21 protein-coding genes are annotated in these 21,789 nt (G+C 42.5%); all 21 read right to left on the bottom strand.

What is annotated here, in order from left to right:
* Positions 1–566 precede the first annotated feature (566 nt).
* On the bottom strand, positions 567–1,130 hold the full coding sequence (gene hpf, locus BBD41_RS16795) for a ribosome hibernation-promoting factor, HPF/YfiA family (protein WP_077568401.1): 564 nt from the start codon (positions 1,128–1,130) through the stop codon (positions 567–569).
* Positions 1,131–1,525: 395 nt separating this feature from the next.
* On the bottom strand, positions 1,526–1,723 hold the full coding sequence (locus tag BBD41_RS16790; RefSeq protein WP_009225364.1) for a cold-shock protein: 198 nt from the start codon (positions 1,721–1,723) through the stop codon (positions 1,526–1,528).
* 214 nt (positions 1,724–1,937) lie between these two features.
* Positions 1,938–3,143 (bottom strand): flagellin lysine-N-methylase, encoded by a 1,206-nt coding sequence (fliB, locus tag BBD41_RS16785; protein ID WP_099478267.1) that lies wholly within the window; start codon positions 3,141–3,143, stop codon positions 1,938–1,940.
* A gap of 2 nt (positions 3,144–3,145) precedes the next feature.
* Entirely contained in the window at positions 3,146–4,918 is a 1,773-nt protein-coding gene (locus tag BBD41_RS16780; protein ID WP_099478266.1) for a glycosyltransferase, read from the bottom strand.
* Between the two features lie 18 nt (positions 4,919–4,936).
* Positions 4,937–6,808, bottom strand: a complete 1,872-nt coding sequence (locus BBD41_RS16775) for a glycosyltransferase (RefSeq protein WP_099478265.1) — start codon at positions 6,806–6,808, stop codon at positions 4,937–4,939.
* 9 nt (positions 6,809–6,817) lie between these two features.
* The gene (locus tag BBD41_RS16770; RefSeq protein ID WP_099478264.1) at positions 6,818–7,912 is read right to left on the bottom strand and encodes a glycosyltransferase family 2 protein; all 1,095 of its coding nucleotides are present in this window, start codon (positions 7,910–7,912) and stop codon (positions 6,818–6,820) included.
* Between the two features lie 68 nt (positions 7,913–7,980).
* Positions 7,981–11,925: an IPT/TIG domain-containing protein gene (locus BBD41_RS16765; RefSeq protein ID WP_099478263.1), complete on the bottom strand. Its 3,945-nt coding sequence runs from the start codon at positions 11,923–11,925 to the stop codon at positions 7,981–7,983.
* 22 nt (positions 11,926–11,947) lie between these two features.
* A complete protein-coding gene (locus BBD41_RS16760; RefSeq protein WP_099478262.1) occupies positions 11,948–12,277 on the bottom strand; it encodes a hypothetical protein in 330 nt (109 codons plus the stop codon).
* Complete coding sequence (gene fliS, locus BBD41_RS16755; protein WP_099478261.1) at positions 12,274–12,657, bottom strand: flagellar export chaperone FliS; 384 nt, start codon at positions 12,655–12,657, stop codon at positions 12,274–12,276. The genes BBD41_RS16760 and fliS overlap by 4 nt, the downstream gene beginning before the upstream one ends.
* Before the next feature lie 46 nt (positions 12,658–12,703).
* Positions 12,704–14,239 (bottom strand): flagellar filament capping protein FliD, encoded by a 1,536-nt coding sequence (gene fliD, locus BBD41_RS16750; protein ID WP_099478260.1) that lies wholly within the window; start codon positions 14,237–14,239, stop codon positions 12,704–12,706.
* A gap of 16 nt (positions 14,240–14,255) precedes the next feature.
* Complete coding sequence (locus BBD41_RS16745; RefSeq protein WP_099478259.1) at positions 14,256–14,600, bottom strand: flagellar protein FlaG; 345 nt, start codon at positions 14,598–14,600, stop codon at positions 14,256–14,258.
* A gap of 64 nt (positions 14,601–14,664) precedes the next feature.
* Positions 14,665–15,498 (bottom strand): flagellin N-terminal helical domain-containing protein, encoded by an 834-nt coding sequence (locus BBD41_RS16740; protein ID WP_099478258.1) that lies wholly within the window; start codon positions 15,496–15,498, stop codon positions 14,665–14,667.
* A 167-nt stretch (positions 15,499–15,665) separates the two neighbouring features.
* Positions 15,666–15,866: a carbon storage regulator gene (locus BBD41_RS16735; RefSeq protein ID WP_418304235.1), complete on the bottom strand. Its 201-nt coding sequence runs from the start codon at positions 15,864–15,866 to the stop codon at positions 15,666–15,668.
* A gap of 13 nt (positions 15,867–15,879) precedes the next feature.
* A complete protein-coding gene (gene fliW, locus BBD41_RS16730; RefSeq protein WP_099478256.1) occupies positions 15,880–16,341 on the bottom strand; it encodes a flagellar assembly protein FliW in 462 nt (153 codons plus the stop codon).
* 75 nt (positions 16,342–16,416) lie between these two features.
* Positions 16,417–16,992, bottom strand: a complete 576-nt coding sequence (locus tag BBD41_RS16725; protein WP_099478255.1) for a DUF6470 family protein — start codon at positions 16,990–16,992, stop codon at positions 16,417–16,419.
* Positions 16,993–17,004: 12 nt separating this feature from the next.
* Complete coding sequence (gene flgL, locus BBD41_RS16720; protein ID WP_237086818.1) at positions 17,005–17,901, bottom strand: flagellar hook-associated protein FlgL; 897 nt, start codon at positions 17,899–17,901, stop codon at positions 17,005–17,007.
* Positions 17,902–17,910: 9 nt separating this feature from the next.
* Positions 17,911–19,482 (bottom strand): flagellar hook-associated protein FlgK, encoded by a 1,572-nt coding sequence (gene flgK, locus BBD41_RS16715; protein ID WP_099478253.1) that lies wholly within the window; start codon positions 19,480–19,482, stop codon positions 17,911–17,913.
* 19 nt (positions 19,483–19,501) lie between these two features.
* Positions 19,502–20,002 carry a flagellar protein FlgN gene (locus tag BBD41_RS16710; RefSeq protein WP_077568417.1) on the bottom strand — a complete coding sequence of 167 codons (501 nt, stop codon included), beginning with the start codon at positions 20,000–20,002 and terminating at the stop codon, positions 19,502–19,504.
* Positions 19,999–20,295 (bottom strand): flagellar biosynthesis anti-sigma factor FlgM, encoded by a 297-nt coding sequence (gene flgM / locus BBD41_RS16705; RefSeq protein ID WP_099478252.1) that lies wholly within the window; start codon positions 20,293–20,295, stop codon positions 19,999–20,001. The genes BBD41_RS16710 and flgM overlap by 4 nt, the downstream gene beginning before the upstream one ends.
* A gap of 86 nt (positions 20,296–20,381) precedes the next feature.
* The gene (locus BBD41_RS16700) at positions 20,382–20,792 is read right to left on the bottom strand and encodes a TIGR03826 family flagellar region protein (RefSeq protein ID WP_077568418.1); all 411 of its coding nucleotides are present in this window, start codon (positions 20,790–20,792) and stop codon (positions 20,382–20,384) included.
* Positions 20,793–20,915: 123 nt separating this feature from the next.
* Positions 20,916–21,779 carry a ComFC family protein gene (locus BBD41_RS16695; protein WP_099480666.1) on the bottom strand — a complete coding sequence of 288 codons (864 nt, stop codon included), beginning with the start codon at positions 21,777–21,779 and terminating at the stop codon, positions 20,916–20,918.
* Positions 21,780–21,789 lie beyond the last annotated feature (10 nt).

Below are 21,789 nucleotides of genomic sequence, written 5' to 3'. Positions count from 1 at the left end.
GGATCACAGCCTGTCCCAAAGAATGAGGGTTTGCCTAAATTGTAACAGTTTGTAAGGGATGCCGCAACAAGTTGCTGCTTCTGCTGCCCGCATTCGTCCAGCGCGAATCCCTACTATATAAGACGAAACAGCACGCTTAAAAGTTGCGTGGAGCATTTACCCAGTGCCTTTTGACCCCGGCAGATGGCCTCGACCCGGTACCGCTTGATCCGAAATGCGTTAGCGTTGACCCTACGAACCAGGAATTCTGTATAGTGACAGGCCTGCAGTGCAGCTATATCCAAGCATACTTAAGGCCACGCACCATCCATTTGCCCATTTTTAGTATCTAAACCACAATTATTAAACTCGGCCGGATTTCATTATAGAGTCATCCCATATTATCGACAAAAGGAGAGTTCCTATTTAGTACTGAACGGCCTCCAACCAAATAAAGAGCCCCACCCGCGGGTGAAGGCTCATCTTGCATGTTCATTTCAACTTAATGGGTTCATTCATTTCCAGTGTGATTCGTTCCGGTCGCTGTAAGATAACATCCGCTGGCCCCAGAGACCCGCGCCGTCGCCTTACTCGCGCTCGATCAATCCGTACTTGCCGTCATTTCGCTTGTAGACGACGTTTACTTCCTGCGTGTCAATGTTGGAAAATACGAAGAAATTATGACCAACCATGTTCATCTGCAGAATCGCTTCCTCAACGTCCATCGGCTTCATCGTGAAGCGCTTCGTGCGGACCACTTCATAATGATCCTCATACTCGTCCTGCTCGACTTCCGTCTGAGTCGCCGTAGCTGCGCCGTTCCCGGCAACGAGCGACTTCAAGCCGCCCTCTTGCTTAATCTTCCGGTTCAGCTTGGTCTTGTGCTTGCGAATCTGGCGTTCCAACTTGTCCACAACAGCGTCAATGGAAGCGTACATGTCATCGCTTCGGTCTTCCGCACGCAGAACCACGCCTGTGAGCGGAATGGTCACTTCCACCGTGTGCAATCCTCGAACGACACTTAATGTAACGTATCCTTCAGAGGTGGGGGGTGCTTCAAAATACTTATCAAGCCTGCTGAGTTTCTTGTCAACATAGTCCTTCAAAGCATCGGTCACTTCAATTTGTTGACCTCGAATACTGAATTGCATAGGGCACTCCTCCTTTGCACCTTTAGTATACCATTTTGTTAACGCTGTGTAAAAAGACAAATTCGTGAATTTCGTCACAAGTGTTCGCTCGTAGCGGGTAAAGCCCATTGCTGGGATAAGAAAGGCCGTTTCAATGATCTTAGGGGACTAAATCCCTGATCGGAATTTAGACATAGGCAAGGACATCAAGCTGACCACCGCCATGTAACGCACAGCACAGCACCGAATGTTAAGCCCGCAGTCCGTCCAGAAGGGATAGCCGCTTCTGAAGCCATCCAAGAAGAAGCATCTCCCGCAAACAGAAAAAGACCCCGGGATTAACCGGAGTCTCCTCGCTAGCGAATTCAATTCTTAACCATCGATACCGTTTATGTAGGTCGGCTATGCCGGGATGATTATAATTTGATTACGTTAGCTGCTTGCGGGCCACGTGCACCTTCAACGATTTCGAATTCAACGGATTGTCCTTCTTCCAGCGTCTTGAAGCCTTCAGCTTGGATCGCGGAGAAGTGTACGAAAACGTCGCCGCCTTCTTCAGTCTCGATGAAGCCATAACCTTTCTCTGCGTTGAACCATTTAACTTTACCTTGCATGCCCTAACATTCCCTTCATTGTCAAATAAAGTGTGACACTAATTGTCCACATTTCCGACTATAGCACCCGGCCTTACTAGTGTCAATCGCCCAGAAGACGGTTTTCTGCTGAAGAAAACGTCTAATCTTGTCGACATGGCTTAAACACTGAGCTCGTGGGTACTGCGGAAAAATGCTTTATCGATAATTACCCAGCAGGGGAGGGGGTGAAACACTATTCATTTACTAATACAATAAGTAATGCATGTAAATCGAGCTCAACACTCTTAATAAAGTCAGTAATTCTTTTTAAATACAATCCGTCATGTTCAATATTCTTAACACATGCTTGAATAACAGCTACCGCCTCTTCTGCTGTCATCCGCTCATTAAATGCTGCCACTCCCTGAAGATAAAACCTAATTGTGCTATACATAGCCACGAGCAATATATAGTCATCCATTACACTAAAATTGGGGTCAAACAAAAATAATCTTTCAAACACGAGATTCACAAGATAATTTTCTAGTATATAAGAGTGCTGTACCATAAAAGGCCGGTAATATTTCACTTGCCCCAATTTAAAACGCTCTTCTATACGTCTTTGATCCAACGAATCAAGTAAGAACGCTTCCTTCAATTGGTTTGTATATTCGTTAAATCTCGCATGATTAGTTCTTCTATTCTCCATTAGTTCCATCAACAACTTAATCTGGACGTGATTGGCAGTTGGTAATTTGGAAATTTGCTTACGCATTTGAGGGTTATCTATCTTAATTGAATATTCAGATATCAGCTTGTTTATTGCGGACTTATCATTAAGAATTGAAGCCTCATGCAATCTATTACAAAACATTCCTAACAAAATCATCCGTTCAGAAATGGAATACTTACGATTCTGGAGCAGGTCTATTACAAATGTACGGATATCCCAAAAAGAGCTCCTCCAAGAATCCCCCTCGGTATTTACTGCTCTGGATATATTATAACGAGAATTCAAATTACACTCGACTATATCAAATTCCATAATATCTTCATTTAGTAAGGATAATTTTGCTGCTTCGGGACACGATAGTTTAGCAGACATCTCCAAACGATCATCAACGTGATTTAGTACCCTTGGATATACAAGACATGTTTTAGATAAGTACTCTTCTCCGTAATTCAATTGCAACCCACATAAGCCTTGATCTAGAAAACCACATCTATCATCATTGAGTTTTATATATGCAAAAGCCTCTTCGGTTGGATTATCATTTTCAACTAAAAAATTCGAAACCTTCTCTGCAATACTGCGATCTTTTATTTTACGATATTTTTTATAAGTGGGTCGATCGATGGAAACCTGCCATCCTGAACAGCAGGTATCTGTGCAAGCTGCCCCAATACACTGAAAATCCCTCATATATTGGGGCTGAAGTACGACAAATTTCTTTTCCATAATTAGTCTCTTTTCTGAACGCTGATTGTGTTTGGCTCGTCATTTTTTGTCGATAATACACTTCTCAGCTCTTCATAAATTATTGGGCTGACCTCATTTAATCTGCTCATGAATACCTTAGACTGTTCAATTTCACCAATCACCTGCAAAAAGTAACTGAGATTATACAACGTATCAGCATCTTCTTGATTTAGATAATAACTTTGTTCAAAATATGGCAAAACCCTATCATATTTCCCTAATTCAAAATTAGCAATCCCAATTAAATTGAGCAATTCCACTTTGTCTGTGTTTTTTTCTTTTCCGAATACAACTGCCTTGATGATTTCATCGTAGGAATATGGTTCAAGTTTTTGAACTATCGAGACTGCTTCAAGTGTCTGTTCCATAAATGAAGCAAACACTTCATCCAAGTTATGTTTTGAAGCACTAACAATATACTGGTAAGCATTAAATTGTACCAGAACATTTTCGTCGAGAAATGGAGCTATCTTATGAATAAGAGAATCTTCACTTAATTTTGTTACAGACTTTGCAAAAATGTTCAGTCGATAATACCCAGCCTGAAACATCATCTTCCGTATGCCGTCTAATGTAAAGAATCTAATATGGGTCTGGTCTAAAATTCCTGATTTGGTATAGTCCCATGATCCTCTCAATAGACTGTCAATAACACTATGATGCATAACATTCGGGATGCTTGCAATTATCTTTCCATTAAATTTCAGATGTTTTTTAACTCGTTCTAAAACACCCCAAGGATCGTGCAAGTGTTCTAAAACATCACCGAATATAATGTAGTCAAAATAATCTTCGGGATAGGACAAACTGTTTGATTCAATATCGTCATTCCGAACATCGGCTATCAGTGAAGCGATCTGGGCTGAAGCCTTGTTTAGTTCTATGCCGTATAACGAGCTATTTTTATAGATACTTTTAATTTTCAACAATGTTCCGCCACATGCACAACCGATTTCTAGAACTTTGATAGGATCCATTGGGTCATTGTCTATTACAGTGACAATATCGTTTCTAATAAACTGGGAATAATCAGGGTTAAACCCCCATTTTTCTTCGAATTTTTTTGCATTCTCTGCGAGTAAATGATTAAAGGACTTGGAATTACTACCAAAGGATACACTTCCATAATGATGAATAAATGTATCTTTACACAAGATTAGTTTGTATCCAGCAAGACGAATTCTTACGGATAGATCGTCATCCTCGTAATTTCCTGGTGTGAATCTTTCATCCAAAGTACCAACTTCTTTAATTACGCTTTTCTTAATTAGGTAACAGAAACCTACTAGTTTCAGCCTCTCTTCCCACTTCGAAGAATCCAGGTTATTATATTCCCTTGAAAAAGAATGCATTTCTTCTAACGAATTATATGAAGTGGGAATAGATTGCGCATACGAGCTATTGTTGGTGACACAACTTACAGCACCTATCTTTTTGTCACTGTTAAGACAAGCAGTGAGATTATCCAGCCATTTTTCTGTTACAATCGTGTCATTATTCAATAATAGTATTGCCTCACCGGTAGCTATCTCTATCCCCTGGTTGCATCCCTTTGGAAAGCCAAGATTCTCTTTATTTAAAATCGAAATAATATCATCTTGGTCCATCAGCCATTGTTGCGTTCCATCAGTTGATAAATTATCGATGACAATTAGTTCATAAGTACCTGGGGTTGTAAACTGACGAATACTTTCAATACACTGAATCGTATAATCCAATTTATTGAAGGTGAGAATAATAATGCTCGTTTTCATTTTTAGACTCCTAAAGTTTTATAGTGATTTAGCGTATTCGGAAGTAGGTACCGCTCTTTTCATTAAATGAGCCATTTCCTCTGCCTTTGAAGCTTCGCCGTTCCGCAAATAAATCTCGTAACAATCTTCGAGAACATTAAATGTAATCCCTTGATTCAACGCCATTTGATAAAATTCGAGACTTTCCGCATCATTGTGTTCCTTCTTTAAACACTCTCCTATCCAAACCATGCCATCTCGGTCTAAATTTCTAAAGCAAGATTCTATCAATTGAAAGGCTACATCTGTAAAACCATGCTTGTATAAATGTCTTGCAAATCCGAACCGAAGATAATATTCGGGCATGGTTTCGACAAAATAATCTATTAACTCAAATTCTCGTAAAATTATTAATTTCTCAAACCAGTCGATAAATAAATCTTTAAGAGATTCGGCGCATTCAGACAAAGCAAACTTTTTTCTTTCGATTATTCGATCAATGATCTCCAAGCCTAGCTCATCGAATGAGTAAGATGCTTTGAATTTGTTAAAAGTCCTTTTTGAACCGAGCAATACTCCACATAGCAAGAGATCTGTCTCCTGTTCACTCTCGAAAGTATACTCATCGCTAATCCATAAATCTTCAGCCACTTGATATTGTCCGTCATAAAGATACATAATCACTTTAATGTTATTGTCAACGTTATGCTTATACATCTCACTGTAAGTAATCAATGCTGGATGTCTTAACTTGTATAGAACCCCTATCATTTCTTTCAAATCATCTATGGATTCAATTTCCCACATGCCAGAGATAAAAGAAATCATATCTTTGGAATTAAGTGTTTTTGTTATATCAATCATCAGCTTTACGGCAGGCATGTATTTTTTATTTATCTTCAGAGCCGATTTCAAATTACTAACGGCTTTATCAAGCTCCCCTCTCTCAAATTGAATAGAAGCTAGAGAAGTAAACGCCATATAACTCCCAACTCCGTAGAACGTCATTAACTCAGGGTTTCTAACCTCCCCCAGCTCCAAGCACTTTTTAAAACATTTAATAGCGTCATTTCTATACTTCAGCGCTTCGTAAATTTGTCCTTGGAGATAATAAAGGTCAGTGTAAGAGTTATACGCTTCTATGGCTTGAGAACAAATGATCAATGCATTTTCATATTGCTTTAATTCAATATGACACTGAATCATACTAGAGATTAATTTTGTAATATAGCTATACTCTATGCTTAGAGGGAAAGCTTTCTTATACATTTCTATAGCTTTTTCATACTCTCCCATCATTTTGTATTGCATTCCTAAATTAAACAATCCAAATCCTGTCTCATTCTCTTGTAATTCTGCTTGTAGAATATCTAAATTTCGTTTCTCTTTGTTTTTCTCAGCTATGACCTCCCTCAAATATCCATCATGGTGAATTGTAATATTAGAGTATTCTTGGCTATGACCTGCTGATTCTGAGATTAAAATCTGCTCATGTATCTTTCCTGTAAATCGAAAACCTATATGATTTCTGAATAACCTAATAACAGGATGTACAGTGCTTATTCCACCCCTTAGTACACTTTTTATATTCAGAAAGTACACGTCCTTTATTAGCTCATCAAAACAATGAGCACTGGTAGGATCAATATATTCATCTGCATCAAGAACTAAAATATATTCACCTGTCGCATGCTTTAAGGATTCATTTCTTGCTAGAGAGAAATCATTTTTCCATTCTGTAAAATGAACCTTAGCCCCGAAGGCTTGGGCGATCTGGGGTGTTTGGTCAGTGGACCCAGTATCAACAACAATTATTTCATTAGCAATTTCCTTCACACTATTAAGGCATCGCTCCAAAAAACGTTCCTCGTTCTTCACAATCATACAAAGACTTATAGATTTTCTAGTCATAATGCCTCCTTAGTTATTCAATGCTTCAAGCCGATTAATTGCATTAAGAAAACCTTCCTTTGCCGACTGTTCATAATGATTTATGGCCTTCCCTAAATCACCAATAACTTCCCAATAGACACCTAAGTTGTAATGTGCTTTGAAACTTCCGACCCCCCTAGATGTTTCATACTTCGTAGGGTCTGATTCTCCTAAAGCTAAACAATGGTTAAATACTGCAGGGATCATCGCTAAAGCATCAGGGTGGTTCATTGATGTCAGTGCTAAACCGTATATAAAATATAGATCGGTATAATCACTAAAAAACTCAATCCCCGATTCAATATATTTTGTTAAAAGATTAAAATTTCTCATATGATATAAACAATAGCATAAGGCTAACCATGCGTCTGAAGCATATGGAACCATCACTTTATTTGTTTTTTCGACATAATCCGTTACTTTTGATAAATATTCAAATGCCATTTCATATTGATGACCGACATAGTATGTCTTCCCGATTTGATACGAAATGTAAAGTCGATCCCCATCCTCATGTTTCATTTTAAACAAAAGCTTAAGATTTCTATCGATTTTATTTTTTTCTTGAATGTTCACATCCATGTAGCCAAAATGGAGCAAAGTAATGCCGGTATTTACACTCTGAGGAGTCCGACCTTTATATTGAAGCTGTTCATGAATTCTACCTTCATAGCGGTAGTCATGGTTATTAGGGAAAATTCTGTTTGCCTGACTAGTGGAATATTCATCTGTGTCGGTATAATTCTTGATCATCACTTTACCCGATAAACCGGTGCCGCTATTTATATAGTTTTTTAAATTTTCAAATCCTCCTTTGTCAAATCTCTCATCAGCATCCATCATGAAAATATAAGGTTTAGTTGCAGCTTCAATTGCCCGATTACGAGCTGCAGAAAAATTATCGCACCATTTAAATTGGATAACGTATGCCCCTAGACTCTCTGCGAGTTGAATTGATCGATCATTTGAACCTGTATCTACTACAATAATTTCAGTTATTATGTGTTGTAATGATTTTATAGCAGCTTCTAGTGAATGTTCTTCATCCCTAATAATCATGCACAATGATATCGGTAGGGTCATTTATTCTCATCTACTTTCTATGCTAAATACAATCAGGGTACCTTTAGGTACCCTGATTGCTAGTTTAATTATTGATATTGATAGGCTAAAACATTACTTGCCTTTCCATCAGGATTCGTGACCATCACGGTTACAGACTGTGAAGAGGCTACTGCAGGAACACGTATGCGTAACATCGTTGGATCCAAGTATGTCGCATCTAATGTAACCGTACCAATTGTTACTCTAGCTCCAGCCTTAAAGTTTGTTCCGTACAAGTACAACAAATTATTACCACTTATTGGGCCACCTGTAGCACTTAAAGAAGTAAGAGTAGGGACAATAACCGGTGGAGCATCATAAGTATAACTTGCAGTAGCTGATTGGTTATCCGGATTAGTCAACTTAAGCTCCACGGGTCCTGCGACAGTACCTGCAGGGACACGGAATCGAAGCATTCCTGGGTCCAAGTATGTGATAGCTAGAGGTGTGCCTCCCCAAGTAGCGGTAATTCCATCACGGAAGTTACTACCGTAGATGTAAGTCAACCCTCCACCAGCTAAAGGTCCATGATCTGGGCTTAATGAACTAATGGATGGCGCAGGAAGCGCTGGTGGGGCCTCATACAGATAAGAAGCCGATGCCGTTGAACCGCCAGAGGCACTAGTCAGAACGATCGGCACGATGCCAGGGGAAGCAGCGGCTGGAGTTCGGAAACGTAAAGTTGAAGTATCCAGCAATTCGTAATTAGTGATATTTCCATTAAATTGGAATGTTAGACCTGCTTTAAAATTCGTACCATAAATATACACTAATTGTCCACCAGCCAGTGGCCCTTTTGCCGGTGAGATGCTATTAATCGTAATTGGTGATTCTTTGTAGGTATAGGCACTAGTCAGTGTAGCTAATTGAGAATCTGGATTAATTACAGTGACATCAACCGTTCCCACGACGTTGGAAGCTGGAGCCATCACACGAATTTGTGTAGCATCCAGTAAGGTAACTTGTTTTGCTTCAGCAGAACCAAACCGAACTTTTACCCCAGCTTGATAATTCTGACCACGAATATATACATAATTATTTCCTTCAAGTGGGCCTTCAACGGGATCGATACCCGTAATTGTAGGGGCCGGAGGCTTTGGCGGCTCGGTAAAGGTAAATGCAGCCGCTGCAACAGCTTCTTGTAAATCCGGATTTACGATCTTAATATCTACAGTTTCTGCTGATGGCCAGACAGGGGCTCTGAAACGTAGCATATTGTCCGCCAATACAGTAACTGGAACCTCAATATCATTCAAATAAAGTTTCGCTCCGTATTGGTAATCAGTTCCGGTAATATAGACTAAAACTCCTCCTGAAGTAAGACTGGTATTCGGACTGATCTCATTAATTGTTGGTGGATTAACAACAGGTGCTTCATATGTGTAAGCATCGATTAATACTGACTCTCCACCATCCGGATTCACCACCTTCACATCGACCGCTTCAGCAACTGGCCATGAGGGCGTTCTGAATCTGAGTGTTGTATCCGATATAAAGCTAGCAACCACTTGGGTATTATCCAAATAAACTTTTACTCCGGAAACAAAGTTTGTCCCAGTGACTGTGATTAAATCTCCGCCGGTTGTAAGTCCTGTAGCTGGAGTGACACTCGTTACAGTTGGCTCAGGAGCTTTCGGAGGCTCTTCATAGGTGAATCCATTGAAAGAGACTACTTCCTGCTTATCTGAATTGATAACCTTGATATCTATGGATTCAGCAGCAGACCAAACTGGAGTCTTCACTCGTAATTCCTTATCAGAAAGATACGTGACAGGAACTTCCTTAGAATCAAAATACACCTTAGCTCCTGGATCGAAGTTTTCCCCACTAATCAAAACCAATGTACCACCCGAAATAAGACCTTTATTAGGCGTAACACTGTTTATGACTGGTCCAGGTAATGGCAAGTACTCAAAACCATCGGGAAAGATTGCTTCTTGACCATCTGGATTTACAAGCCTTACATCCACCAGTTCAGACAAAGCCCAAGACGGATTTCTGAACCTCAACTGTTTGTCAGAGATAAAGGTTACAGGGACTTCCACACTATCAAAATACAATTTGGCTCCATTTTGAATGTATTCCCCGGCCAAATTAATAAGATCATTCCCGCTAATTAGGCCAGAATTTGGAGACAACGAATTGATAATAGGTGCCGGAGGTTTTGGTGGTTCAAGATACGTAAACCCATCTGTTAAAGTAAATTCTTCCCCACTAAGATTTACTATTCTTACATCGACCTTACCGGGGGTAGTCCAAGCAGGTGTACGAAACTTAACCTCAGCATTAGAAACTAGTGTTATGGAGACTTCTCTATCATTAAAGAAAAGCCTAGCCCCTGGTTCTATATTCGTCCCCGTCAGTGAAACTAACTCATCACCCTGCAATTGTCCTTCATTTGGGGTAAGGCTTTCAATTGTAGGTTTAAGCGGCGCTATATAAGTATATCCATCGCTAAGTATACCACTTCGATTGTCTGGATTCTCAACAGTTATTGTTACAGGACCATCAATAGCCGATTTTGGAACTGTAACAGTCAGTTTGGTGCTACTGTTATAAACAACCTTCGGTGCGTATTGATCTCCAAACTTCACTTTAACACCATTCAAGAAATATTGGCCAGAGAGTGTGACTGTTCCCCCTCCCGACATAGGTCCACTAGATGGTGTTACCAAACTAACTATTGGATCAGCATAGTAGGTATACTTCGCTTTGGCTAATTGTCTGTCATCGTTTATAACGGTCAGATCGACAGTTCCCTGTTCCCCAGGCGGTGCTACTACGCGGAGCTCTGTTGGGCTCACAAATTCAACTTTCGAAGCTTGTATCGGTCCGAATTTTACAATAGCTGCAGGCCTAAAATTAGAACCTGTAATAATTACAGTTTCTCCCCCTTGTACAGGACCGTTATCCAATTCAACCCTTTCAATAACAGGTTTCGGATATGCAACTGTAAGATAAGTTGCAGGTAATGGTAGTTTTCTTTGAGTTCCTGTGTAGTCCTTATAAATAATAGAAGAATCTATTGTCGATGTAGGGAATGTACCTGTTGGTTGTCCTTCTTTATGCCGAATCTTATATGTAAATGAAAGAACATCTGTTTTTAACTCCAGGAAATTCCATGTCAATGTGTTACCACTGATCACAGGTTTTGGAATATTATTATCATATGAACCAGGCACAATTTCAAATTCAGGAGAAATAATATCCTTCACCACTACATCATATGCACTTGCCAGGCCGATCTCTTGAACGATCGCTTCGTATATTGCTTCGAGTCCCACAGATCCTAGCACGAAATGATGATGATGTGAAGTTGTAGCCATCTCTTTCAATAAGATATTAGGGCCACTGGTTTCTGGATTATCACTAGACAACAATAAGGCAATTGTATAGAATACAATTCCCTCTTCCTTTGCTAATGTTGCGTTTTCTAGTGCATACTCATAAGCTCTTCCAGTAGGCTGGGTAGCGTCGCCATCAGTCATCAGAACTATCACAGGTTGGGCGTCTGGTCGATGATTTGCAAGTAATTCTCTCGCATACTTGATTGCATCGCCGGTAGCTGTAGATCCGTTTGCTTTGAGGCCATTAATGTAATTTTTCACAGCGTTCGCATCGGTTGATAGTGGGAAAGTTCCAATACTCGTTTCCGAACTAAAATCAACTACACCAACTCGGTGTTTAGTCAAATCCATAAGGTCGACAAATTTCTTAGCTGATTGAATCGCTGCACTCATTTTATTCTCGGTACTCATACTGCCTGAGCGATCAATAATCAATATTACATCATTAGGCCGAATCACATTAACCGGTGGCGTGCCTGTAATATTTAAGGTTACTTCTGCCTCTTCAGGTGTTAAAATTGAAGAAGGGTTAACACTTTTTGTTACGGAGACATAGTTATCTGCTGCTTGAGAAGTGATTGGAAAGCCTCCGAAAAATAGTACAAGTACACACAAAAAAACGATTCCCTTTCTTACTCTAACCACTTACAGCCCTCCTTTGAGTTAATTACCGTTTCTTATCAATAAAATAGGAATCATATTGAGTAGCGGGATTCGAGTACTGGACAGAAGCAATCTTCTTTCTTTCAAAAATGTCCTTTTCCCGCATCAAAAGAGCCTTCTCGTTGTTCATTCGTTCAACCAATTGCTGATTTAGTTGATGAATTTTTTCAAGGAACGGTTTGATTTTTGAGTCCAACTTAATTTTCTGAAGATCAGAATATAGTTGTTCCAACTCCTCCTCATGCTCAAGGTAGGAATCAAACTGATCATCTCGAAGTATTTGAGAATAGATTTCCTCAATCGACAACAGTATTTCTTCAGCTGTAAGGCTCATAAGGTATTACCGCTTTTCACAATTTGTAACACCTGCTTCCATGTATCGAGCATCCCTTTTGCGAAATCCAGGACTTCATCAAGCAAATCTCCATCATGCTTAATGATAACTGTTGCTATACATTGAGCATAAAAGCTGTACAACTCATACAAGTCTTTAGAAAGATCGTATTTCATATCCAGCGTAGACATAAGCTCGAATAAGATATCTCTTCCTTTATGAAGTGGCTCAACACTATTAAACCATTCACCTTGTGTACCAAGCTGACGCGCTTTATACAAGGTTCTAACAAGTTCTTGATATAGTAAAAGAGTCAACTCACCTGGAGAAGCAGTCTCGACCTGAACTTTTAAATACTTATCTTGTATGCTTGTCTGCATTGCGAAGTCCTCACATTCCATTCACTGAATTTTATATTTTAATATTTTATAGGGAGCTAAGTTGAGAAGAAATCCATGACCCTTTATTATTTAAAGATTGCAACGCGGTTTCCATAGCCGTAAACTTTTTATAATACCGATTTTCTATCATAGTAATTCGATCTTGTAAAGTTATAGCTCTGGCATTTAATTGTTTTAACTGCTCTCCAAGTACGCTGTCATCAATGGACTCAGCAGAACCAAAACCAATTTTTTTGTTTATCTTACTAATTTGATTATTTATGGACTCATAAAGTCGTTCTGCAAATCCCATTCCCTCAAATCTCTTTTGAGGATCGGCTTTAGCTGATTCGCTAGGAAGTTTCATAAAAATGTTCTTTACTGCTTCCGGGTCCGAAGCTAATGCACTTTTTAGCTTCTCCTCGTCAATTTGTAGCTTTCCGTTCTGCTTAGGATCCATCATTACAGTAATACCAATCGAGCTCAGTAGCCTCTTATCGTCAGACCCATCTGATTTTTGGCCAACCGTGACTGGCTCTCGGAACGCCTTACGGAAATCGTCTAACGCCCCTTTTAAAATTGAATCGTTATATAGCGATCCTTGCCGAGCCTTCGATTCCCATTTCTCAATTTGGGAATCCTTCATTGCCTCCTTCTCTTCATCAAGAAGAGGCTGATAATTTTTATCAGGACGAGTAGAAGTGGCGCCCATAAACTTGTCAATAATATTATTATATTGATTAACAAACTCCTTGATATTTTCCACAGCGGTATTATTCGATTTAGTAACCATGATCGAAACAGCCTCGGAGGTGGGGGCCTTTAAAGTGAATGTTAGACCATTAAGAGTAAAATTATTAGTGGCACTCTCAAGATAATTATCTAGTCCATTTACATCGTTGTATTCAAATTTCGCATTTTTCCCTTCCGCCGACAAAGCAGATAATTTAAAGATCTCTTCTAATGCACCATCGTTATCATTAATTGAGATTTTAGATTCCGCCCCAGTCGTATCCGTTGTCAAAAAGATCCGTCTAGTATTTGCATCATAATTCGCTTTGACACCCGTCATATATGATTGCGCATTAATGTCGGAAATAATGGAAGAAATCGTTGATGTCCCTGAAGTAATATTAATTGGAGAGGATGTACCCTTAGGCCCCGTAATTTCGAAAGTCCCATTTACACCTACAACATCTTCCGGTTTCGTACCAATAGGGAGTGCCTGTCCTGTTATAGAGGCCGAGGTTGCGAGATTCAGTACTTTTATTGAGTTATATCCCGCTCCTGCACTATTTGATCCACTAACTTCTACAGCCGCTGGGTTACTAGAAGTTACTTGACTACTCTCAAATCCACTGCTCAATCTTAATTTTTCTGCAGCACTACGAAACGAGGAAAGGGCGGTATTCATACTTCTATAATCTTCCCTCTGCCATATTAAACTGGTTCTTTGTCGGGTAAGCTTTTGTAGCGGCAGTCGTTCAACATCCATTAGACTTTTGACAATACTATCAATATCCATTCCAGATCCAAGACCCGTGTATCTAATTGGATTATACAACGATGATATGTTACTCACTTACTATTCACTCCCTTCAACGTTTTTCATCAACAAAGATCCCTAGGCTCTGACATAAATTATAGACCAGATCAAGCATTTTCTCCGGCGGAATCTCCTTTATTACCTCATCTGTGTGGATATCAACTATTTTAACAACAATAGATTGTGTCTTTTCATGTATACTGACCTTTAGCTCTGTCCCATTCTCTTGTAACGCTTTGTTGTATTTCTCAACAAGCTGATTTAACTCCTGTCTATTTACGGAATCCAGTTCAACGTGAAACTCCAGTTGGTCGGATCCATTCTGTACAGGCATCTGGTTGTCCGTTCGTCTATAAGAAGAAATGGAAGCCCGGGTCTGTTCCCCAGAAATTTGCACACCAATTCCCTCCAGTTAATAAGAAAAACCGGCCGGAAAACCGGCCGGCCCTTCAAAAAATAGATTAACGAAGCAATTGCAATACACCTTGAGGCTGTTGGTTAGCTTGGGCGAGCATAGCAGTTGCAGCTTGTTGAAGAATGTTATTTTTGGTGAAGTTCGACATTTCTTTAGCCATATCAACATCGCGAATACGGGATTCAGCAGCCTGAAGGTTCTCAGCAGTAGTACCCAGGTTGTTGATTGTATGTTCCAAACGGTTTTGAACAGCACCGAGATCGGAACGAATTTGAGAAACAGTATTGATTGCAGTTTGAACTTTAGTCAGAGCAGTAGATGCTGTTGCGTTGGTAGGAGTAGTTGCCAACGAACCAAGCGCTGTCATATCCACACCTAAAGTAGCCGCATCTGCTTTTTGAAGAGCAACTGTAATTGTTTCTCCACTGTTAGCCCCAACTTGGAAAGTAAGATTACCAGTAACGTTAGCGGCAATCAGTTTCTTACCGTTAAATTGTGTTTGTGTAGCGATGCTGTCAATTTGAGCAGACAGTTGTGCAATCTCAGCATCAATCTTTTCTGCATCAGATGTGGTCAAGGTTTCGTTACCGCCTTGTACATATAGCTCAGCCATACGTTGCAACATTGCATGAGTTTCGTTCAAAGCACCTTCAGCTACTTGGATTAAGGAGATGCCATCCAGTGCATTTTTGTTTGCTTGCTCTAACCCACGAATTTGGTTACGCATTTTTTCGGAAATCGCCAGACCAGCAGCATCGTCAGCTGCACGGTTGATTCTGTAACCGGAAGACAATTTCTCCAGGGATTTACCTTGTTGTGTGTTGTTGAAAGTCAATTGGCGTTGCGTGTTGTAAGAGCTGATATTGTGGTTAATACGCATGATAAAACTCCTCCTTGGAATATGTTGGTGATTCGCATCCATGCTTCACCCTTTTGTGATCAAGACCATAGCATTCGGCCGTCACTGCTACGTCTTTGACCCACTACTATATTTATCGGCGTTTTAACCTTAATGTTTATAGCAGATTGATTTTTTTAATAGATTTTTTATTCCTTTTTTTGTGCTGCTACTTGATTTAAAATATCCTGAATGTCTGTATTAAACTCTATGGCGTGCTGATTCTGCTGTTTGATTGCCTCATAAATTTCTTCTCGATAAATCGCCACATTCGAAGGCGCCTCGATACCGATCCGGACCTGATCTCCGTTGATCTCAATAACGGAGAGGACGATATTATCATTAATCATGATTTTTTGCCCCTTATTTCGTGACAGGATTAACATCAGACCCTTCTCCTTTCTTCCCTCCCAACGGTTGTTTTGTTGTATAGTTTCCATGATCCAAAATGATCTGGGCAGCGATGTTTCTATCCCTGTTCAGTACAATCGGAGCTTTTAAGTTACAGGTAATATCCTCAGCAGAACGAGCCGTTACAATCGCCATCACCTGAACCTCTTCCACGCTTTGCACCCCCAAAACCTCAATCCAATGAGGATCAAGTTGAAATTCATATTCTTTAAAAAAGATAAACGGATCCGTAACGATAAACGTCAAATTTTCATCCTCAATGGATTGTAAAAATTCAAACGGATGCTGCTTATCTTCAGATTGAATGATCACGTACTTATCCAAGCCATTAAAGCCTAGTACAGGCCCTATAAAAGTTATTACTTGTTCTTCTGTAATATGGATAGGCCCAAATCTCTTTGTATTGACAATCATGCCCTTCCGATCCTCCCTTTCTAACAACAATAGCTATAATGACACCTGTCCATTATAGCTATTGTATACCTGTCGTTAGACAACTGCATCCAGCTGCTTGCCCGTCGCAGACATAAATATAAAATTTTGATGAACCAAATACGGATTGACCTTGCCAGGATAGTAATCAATGACCGGCTTGTAGATCTCGGGATTAAAAGTAACGCCGCCCGGCGTGTAATTTGTATGTACTTGGCCCGGTATAAAAGTGACATCCACATTGTCGTATCCCGGCTCCCCCGTAACCTCGACTCTAGGCCGCTCTCCAAATACGTTGTCCCTTGCAATCTCTGCAAATACGTTGCCGCCTTCATGAAAAGCCATCATCCGATCCCCGTTACGGGCAATATCTGCAATATTGTGCATGGAGATCTGAAGAGAAGATTGCGACACACGGTCCGTCATTTCCTCGAATCGGGCCTTGCCGAGTGCAGACCAAGCTCTTCTCGAATCAACTTCTAATACAGGACTAGTCCTCTCCATCTCAAGTTGACCGTGCCGCTGTCTCATGTTAAGTGATGGTCTTGCCTGCTCAATGCTTTGTTGACCTTTTGTTGTTTCAAGCCCTATTTGTGAATACCCTTGCTGAATTTGAATACGGGGGATATTCATTCATATTCCCCCTTATCTTAGGAAATCCATCAAGCTCGGACGAATGATCCGGGCAATTGTATCCAATGAAGCCTGATAAATGCTCTCCGATGTTTTCAGATCAATAATGACCTTTGAAATATCAGCGTCCTCCACCTTAGATTGAAGATCCATATAATTAATATTCAAATCGCCAAGCCTGCTGAGTGTAAATTCCAATCTATTCTGCTTGCCACCCATTTCAGCCTGTTTTGTAACGGTGGTCTCCAGGTTTTTTTGTAAAGCAGGAATTGCATTCTGAATACCTGTGGTATCATCCGCAAGTAAAGCTTGCTTCAAATTATTTACCACAACAAAAATGCCGGAGGCATCTCCATGTGCACCAAATACCTGCTCCCCAAGAGTGTTTACAGTAACAGTTATTCCAGCCCCTACCTGATATCGCACTTCACCAGTATCCAACTTGTACGCCGTCCCCACAGGATCGTCCGGAAAAGGCTTCTGGTCCGTCCGTTCTCCGTTAAATATATACTTCCCCTTAAATTGAGAGTTCCCTAATGAAACTAGCTGATGAAATAGTTGATCCACCTCGGCCGCAATATTCTCACGCGCATCCTTAGGAACCGTATCCGTTCCACCTTGAACGGCCAGCTCCGATAAACGCTGAATGATTTGCGTAACCTCGGTCATGACCGTGTCCCCATACTTCAGCCACGAGTCCGCATCTTCCGCGTTTTGCTCAAACTGCGTCGTCGCCGTAATTTGGCTGCGGTATTGCAGAGCGCTGGCAACGCCGACCGGATCGTCGGAAGGACGATTGATCCGGCGCTGGGTCATCATCTGCTCCTGGTATTTGTCCAGGCGTTTGTAGTTACCCTGCAGGCCGCTCATCATGGTGCTGGTCATCATGGATTGCGTAATCCGCATCATTCATTCCTCCTATCTGCCGACAATGCCGGTGCTGTTGATTAATTTATCCAGCATCTCGTCGATTGTCGTAACAACGCGCGCGGATGCGCTATAAGCATGCTGGAAGCGGATAAGATCGGACATTTCTTCATCGAGCGAGACACTGCTGATTGACATGCGGAGCGTGTCGGCGTGCTCTACAAGCAGCCCCCCGTTCTCCACCATTTTCTTAGCGTTACTGCTGTCCGTACCTAATTTGGAAATGACCGACTGCAAATATCCTTCAAAACTTGTTATATCCGTTACGCCGCCGTTATTGTTGTTCGGGTTAAAGCTGAATGTGCGTTCCGACAAGCCGGCAATCAATAAGGCCATGCCGCCATTCCCTTTTAGAACGACTTCGGCCGTACTGCCGTCCGGGTTTGTCTTCATCTCCGTACGTAGGGACGCTGCGATATTTTTCAAATCCGCCTGAATGGTGGTGCTTAATCTCATGTTCCCCGCAGTAATCGGTCCGCCGTCTGCCGATACGAAGAAATCTGTCCCTGCGGTTGCCGGTTCATTCAATGTATAACCCAGCTTATGCAACCCGTTTAGACCATCCACCGTATGCTTCGTGTCTTGGGCCAGCTTGCGCGGATTGGTTGGATCCATCACCGCATTCGGGATGGAGACGCCTGGAGGCAGAATCGTGCCTGCCGGAAGCGTTACTTCCACTTTACCGGTCGCGAGCGTATTTGCCATAATGTTAAGCTGGTTGATGTACGTTTCCACATGAACGTCGCGGGACGTCACGTAGCCGGCAATCTCACCGCCCGTTAACGCAGTGGCAATCGCTGCGGTCACCGGGGTAGACGCCATATCATCAACTACGACCTGGTTTCCGAACGTCACCTGATATACATCGCCCGTTTCGGTCACGCTGACATTACCGAGAACGGAGAGCTGATCGACCAGTAAGTCCCGCTTATCTCTCAGGTCATTCGCATTGTCGCCAAGACCCTCGATCCGTTTAATGCTTCGCGTCAGCTCCGCAATCTGATCGATATAATTGTTAGCTTCCTCCACCTTGGTGTCGATGCGGGAAGTCAAATTGTTGCGAAGCGTATCCAGCTGGGAGTATATGTGGTTAAACGTCTCCGTCAATGCGATCGCCTTCTGCTGAACGGCCATGCGGGCCGATAAATCCGTATCGCTCGGATTTTTGCTCAGCGTCTGCCATGCTGTCCAAAACTCCGCAACACTTGCGCTTAAACTGCTCTCCGAAGGTTCGTTGAATATCCCCTCGATATTCGAAAGCGTCTCCTGCTGAACGTTCCATGTTGACAAATTCGTATTTTGATTCCGATATTCAATATCCAGTAGATAATCGCGTACCCGCCGGATGCTCTCCGCTTCCACGCCCATGCCGAGCTGGCCCGCTGCCTGCGAGCGCTGCATTCCCGGGAAGGCAATCGGGCTAGATGCAACCAGACGCGTGGTCTGCCGGGAATAACCAGGGGTATTCGCATTCGTTACGTTATGGCCGGCCGTGTTAATCGCAGCCTGCTGGGCAATCAAGCCCCGTTTTCCGATTTCGAGCAAATGAAATGTTGATCTCATCGTACCTATTCCTTTCTTCTTATGCCCTGGTATCAAACATGCTTCGGCCTTTGCCTGCCGTACTCGGCTGGTTCGGATTCTGATATAGCATGTCATCTTCTGGACGGCTGACCAGCAGATTTAGGCTGTAGTCTATAAATGCAAGGGACTGTTCAATCAGTTCCCGGTTGATCTGATTCAATTCCTTAAGCTCCGTCAGCCTGTCCATTAATTGACGTTGCACATCCAGCAGCTCCGTCTTCTCCTCCGGGTTAAATACAAGACGAGTCATTTCAGTAACCGTCAGCTGAAGCTGGGAGCGGATGCCCTTCTCGCGCAAAAACTCCTCTGCAGCGCCTTGTCGCAGCGCTTCCGTTTCCGCCACCTGCTTCAGCAGGCGGTTCTCCCTGTTCATGACTGCTGCCAGGCGTTCCACATCGTTCGCTATAATGGCTTGCTTCTTATCATTCCCCGCCTCGATCAGCTGCCGGTGCAGCTCGTCCTGACGCTTCATATAATCGATAATGGATCTTGCACTCACTTGGATTCACCCGATTTATTGTAGGTTTGAAAATACGGGAGCAATTTATCTACAAGACGATCTGCCGGCACTTCATAGGTGCCGTTAGATACGGCTTCCTTCAAGCGCTGGATTTTCTCTGTGCGCTCCGGATCCTGTACCTTGCTTTGTGCGCTCAGTTCCATCGCCTCCGGTGAAATCGATACTTCGTCCTTCTTGCGTTTCTTCTTATCGATATGCTGCAACTCCCGAGATTCTATATTCCGTTGATACGAATTGACGCCGTTCACGCGTCCCGATTCGTTAATCTTCACGTTCAATCACCTCACTTAAAATAAAAAACCGATAAGCTTTACTAAGTTTATCGGTCCCAAATGGAGCATAGTTAATAGTTCAAAAGTTAGTATTTACGCAGTTTATCGACTGCGCGATAAGTCTCTTTCCCTTTGCCGGACCCGGGCTGATGATCCTGGTCGGCTTCAGCCGCTTGCCGAAGCTCCCGCGTCAGTCTTGTCCTGCAGGACTCGCACATATTGCTCTCACGAATCAGCGTGCCGCACACCTCGCACGGATAGGCCATGTTGGGCGCATTGGCAATCGATATCCGGCCTTCCCTGATAAACCGGGTAATCTGGCGGATCGAAACCTCTGTCGCCTCCGATACTTCATGGATCGTCGCGCCTTTCTGCTCCCGCAAAAAGGTAGCGCATTTCTCATATTCCTTCTCAATCTCTTTCAAGCATTCCGAACACATATCCCGAAAATTCAATGCATACAATCTGCCGCACCGAGGGCAATTCCCCAGATTCATGCTAAACGACCTCCATGCTTATCTAGAACCTTTAATACCCCTAGATTACATGATATCAGGCCTTACGTCTATCTTCCGGAGGTAGAAATCGCGAGTTTTCCCGATGCGCTTGATCTTATGCTCTTAGGACCGGGCCCAAGTTAAGCAATAAACTTCTATCGGCTGACCCAGGGCTTTTTCATGTTTTCGCAACGCCTCCGCGCAGGCATGGACCGTGCTCCCGGTAGTATAAATATCATCGATTAACAAAACGCGAAGCGAAAGCAGCGCATCATTGCTTCTGTCCAGGACCATGTTCATCCGCTTCTCCGCCGAAGCTGCTGCGAGAGCCCGAGCCATAAGCTCGATTGCAAGCGGGCCCGTAACGAATGCGTCCTCCATATCCCTCATTCGGTCCATTCGGGTTTTAAAGCTCTGTTTATCGGTATGCCTTTTCCGCTGAAGCAGGCGAAGATACGGCACCTTTATCTGCCGGGCAAGTCCCATTGCCATCGCCTCTGCCTGATTAAACCCCCGCTCCCGAAGCCGAACTTCGCTGACCGGAACCGACGTTACGGCATGGACCGTCCAGCGGTGCATCTGCCCGCCCCGCAGAGGACGAGCACGCCCCACAGGGCTGAGCTCCCGCTCCATAAGCGCATAAGCCCGGGCCAGCATCCCCGACAACAAACCGGCATACCGTTCATTTCCCCGATATTTGTACTGGGCCAGCCATTCGCGCATCAGCCCATTGTACATCACCGCACTCCGATTCATGGCAAAAGCCCGTCCGTTCGGCCCTGAACGGCTGCAATCGGGGCACCCGATCGCCCTGCCGCAGGCCAGACAGCGGGGACGGACAATCCAGGGAATCGCTCTTGCACAAGCGTCGCAAATGCCGGCGAACTCCCGGTTTAATGGAGCGCTTTTTCCGCAAGCAAAACAAGTCTCTGCAGCCGTGCCCAACAAACCGTGAGCCTTATCCAGAATCTGTTTGAGGGAATGCATAATCACATCG

Source organism: Paenibacillus ihbetae (genome assembly GCF_002741055.1).
Lineage (GTDB): Bacteria > Bacillota > Bacilli > Paenibacillales > Paenibacillaceae > Paenibacillus_AQ > Paenibacillus_AQ ihbetae.
The sequence above is the reverse complement of the archived record's forward strand: the minus strand, read 5'-3'. Positions and strand labels throughout refer to the sequence as shown.

Excerpts from the sequence above, each read along its gene's own strand:
- hpf (WP_077568401.1), bottom strand. The coding sequence starts at position 1,130 with ATGCAATTCAGTATTCGAGGTCAACAAATTGAAGTGACCGATGCTTTG.
- BBD41_RS16790 (WP_009225364.1), bottom strand. The coding sequence starts at position 1,723 with ATGCAAGGTAAAGTTAAATGGTTCAACGCAGAGAAAGGTTATGGCTTC.
- fliB (WP_099478267.1), bottom strand. The coding sequence starts at position 3,143 with ATGGAAAAGAAATTTGTCGTACTTCAGCCCCAATATATGAGGGATTTT.
- BBD41_RS16780 (WP_099478266.1), bottom strand. The coding sequence starts at position 4,918 with ATGAAAACGAGCATTATTATTCTCACCTTCAATAAATTGGATTATACG.
- BBD41_RS16775 (WP_099478265.1), bottom strand. The coding sequence starts at position 6,808 with ATGACTAGAAAATCTATAAGTCTTTGTATGATTGTGAAGAACGAGGAA.
- BBD41_RS16770 (WP_099478264.1), bottom strand. The coding sequence starts at position 7,912 with ATGACCCTACCGATATCATTGTGCATGATTATTAGGGATGAAGAACAT.
- BBD41_RS16760 (WP_099478262.1), bottom strand. The coding sequence starts at position 12,277 with ATGAGCCTTACAGCTGAAGAAATACTGTTGTCGATTGAGGAAATCTAT.
- fliS (WP_099478261.1), bottom strand. The coding sequence starts at position 12,657 with ATGCAGACAAGCATACAAGATAAGTATTTAAAAGTTCAGGTCGAGACT.
- BBD41_RS16740 (WP_099478258.1), bottom strand. The coding sequence starts at position 15,498 with ATGCGTATTAACCACAATATCAGCTCTTACAACACGCAACGCCAATTG.
- BBD41_RS16735 (WP_418304235.1), bottom strand. The coding sequence starts at position 15,866 with ATGATTAATGATAATATCGTCCTCTCCGTTATTGAGATCAACGGAGAT.
- fliW (WP_099478256.1), bottom strand. The coding sequence starts at position 16,341 with ATGATTGTCAATACAAAGAGATTTGGGCCTATCCATATTACAGAAGAA.
- BBD41_RS16725 (WP_099478255.1), bottom strand. The coding sequence starts at position 16,992 with ATGAATATCCCCCGTATTCAAATTCAGCAAGGGTATTCACAAATAGGG.
- flgL (WP_237086818.1), bottom strand. The coding sequence starts at position 17,901 with ATGATGCGGATTACGCAATCCATGATGACCAGCACCATGATGAGCGGC.
- flgK (WP_099478253.1), bottom strand. The coding sequence starts at position 19,482 with ATGAGATCAACATTTCATTTGCTCGAAATCGGAAAACGGGGCTTGATT.
- BBD41_RS16700 (WP_077568418.1), bottom strand. The coding sequence starts at position 20,792 with ATGAATCTGGGGAATTGCCCTCGGTGCGGCAGATTGTATGCATTGAAT.
- BBD41_RS16695 (WP_099480666.1), bottom strand. The coding sequence starts at position 21,779 with ATGCATTCCCTCAAACAGATTCTGGATAAGGCTCACGGTTTGTTGGGC.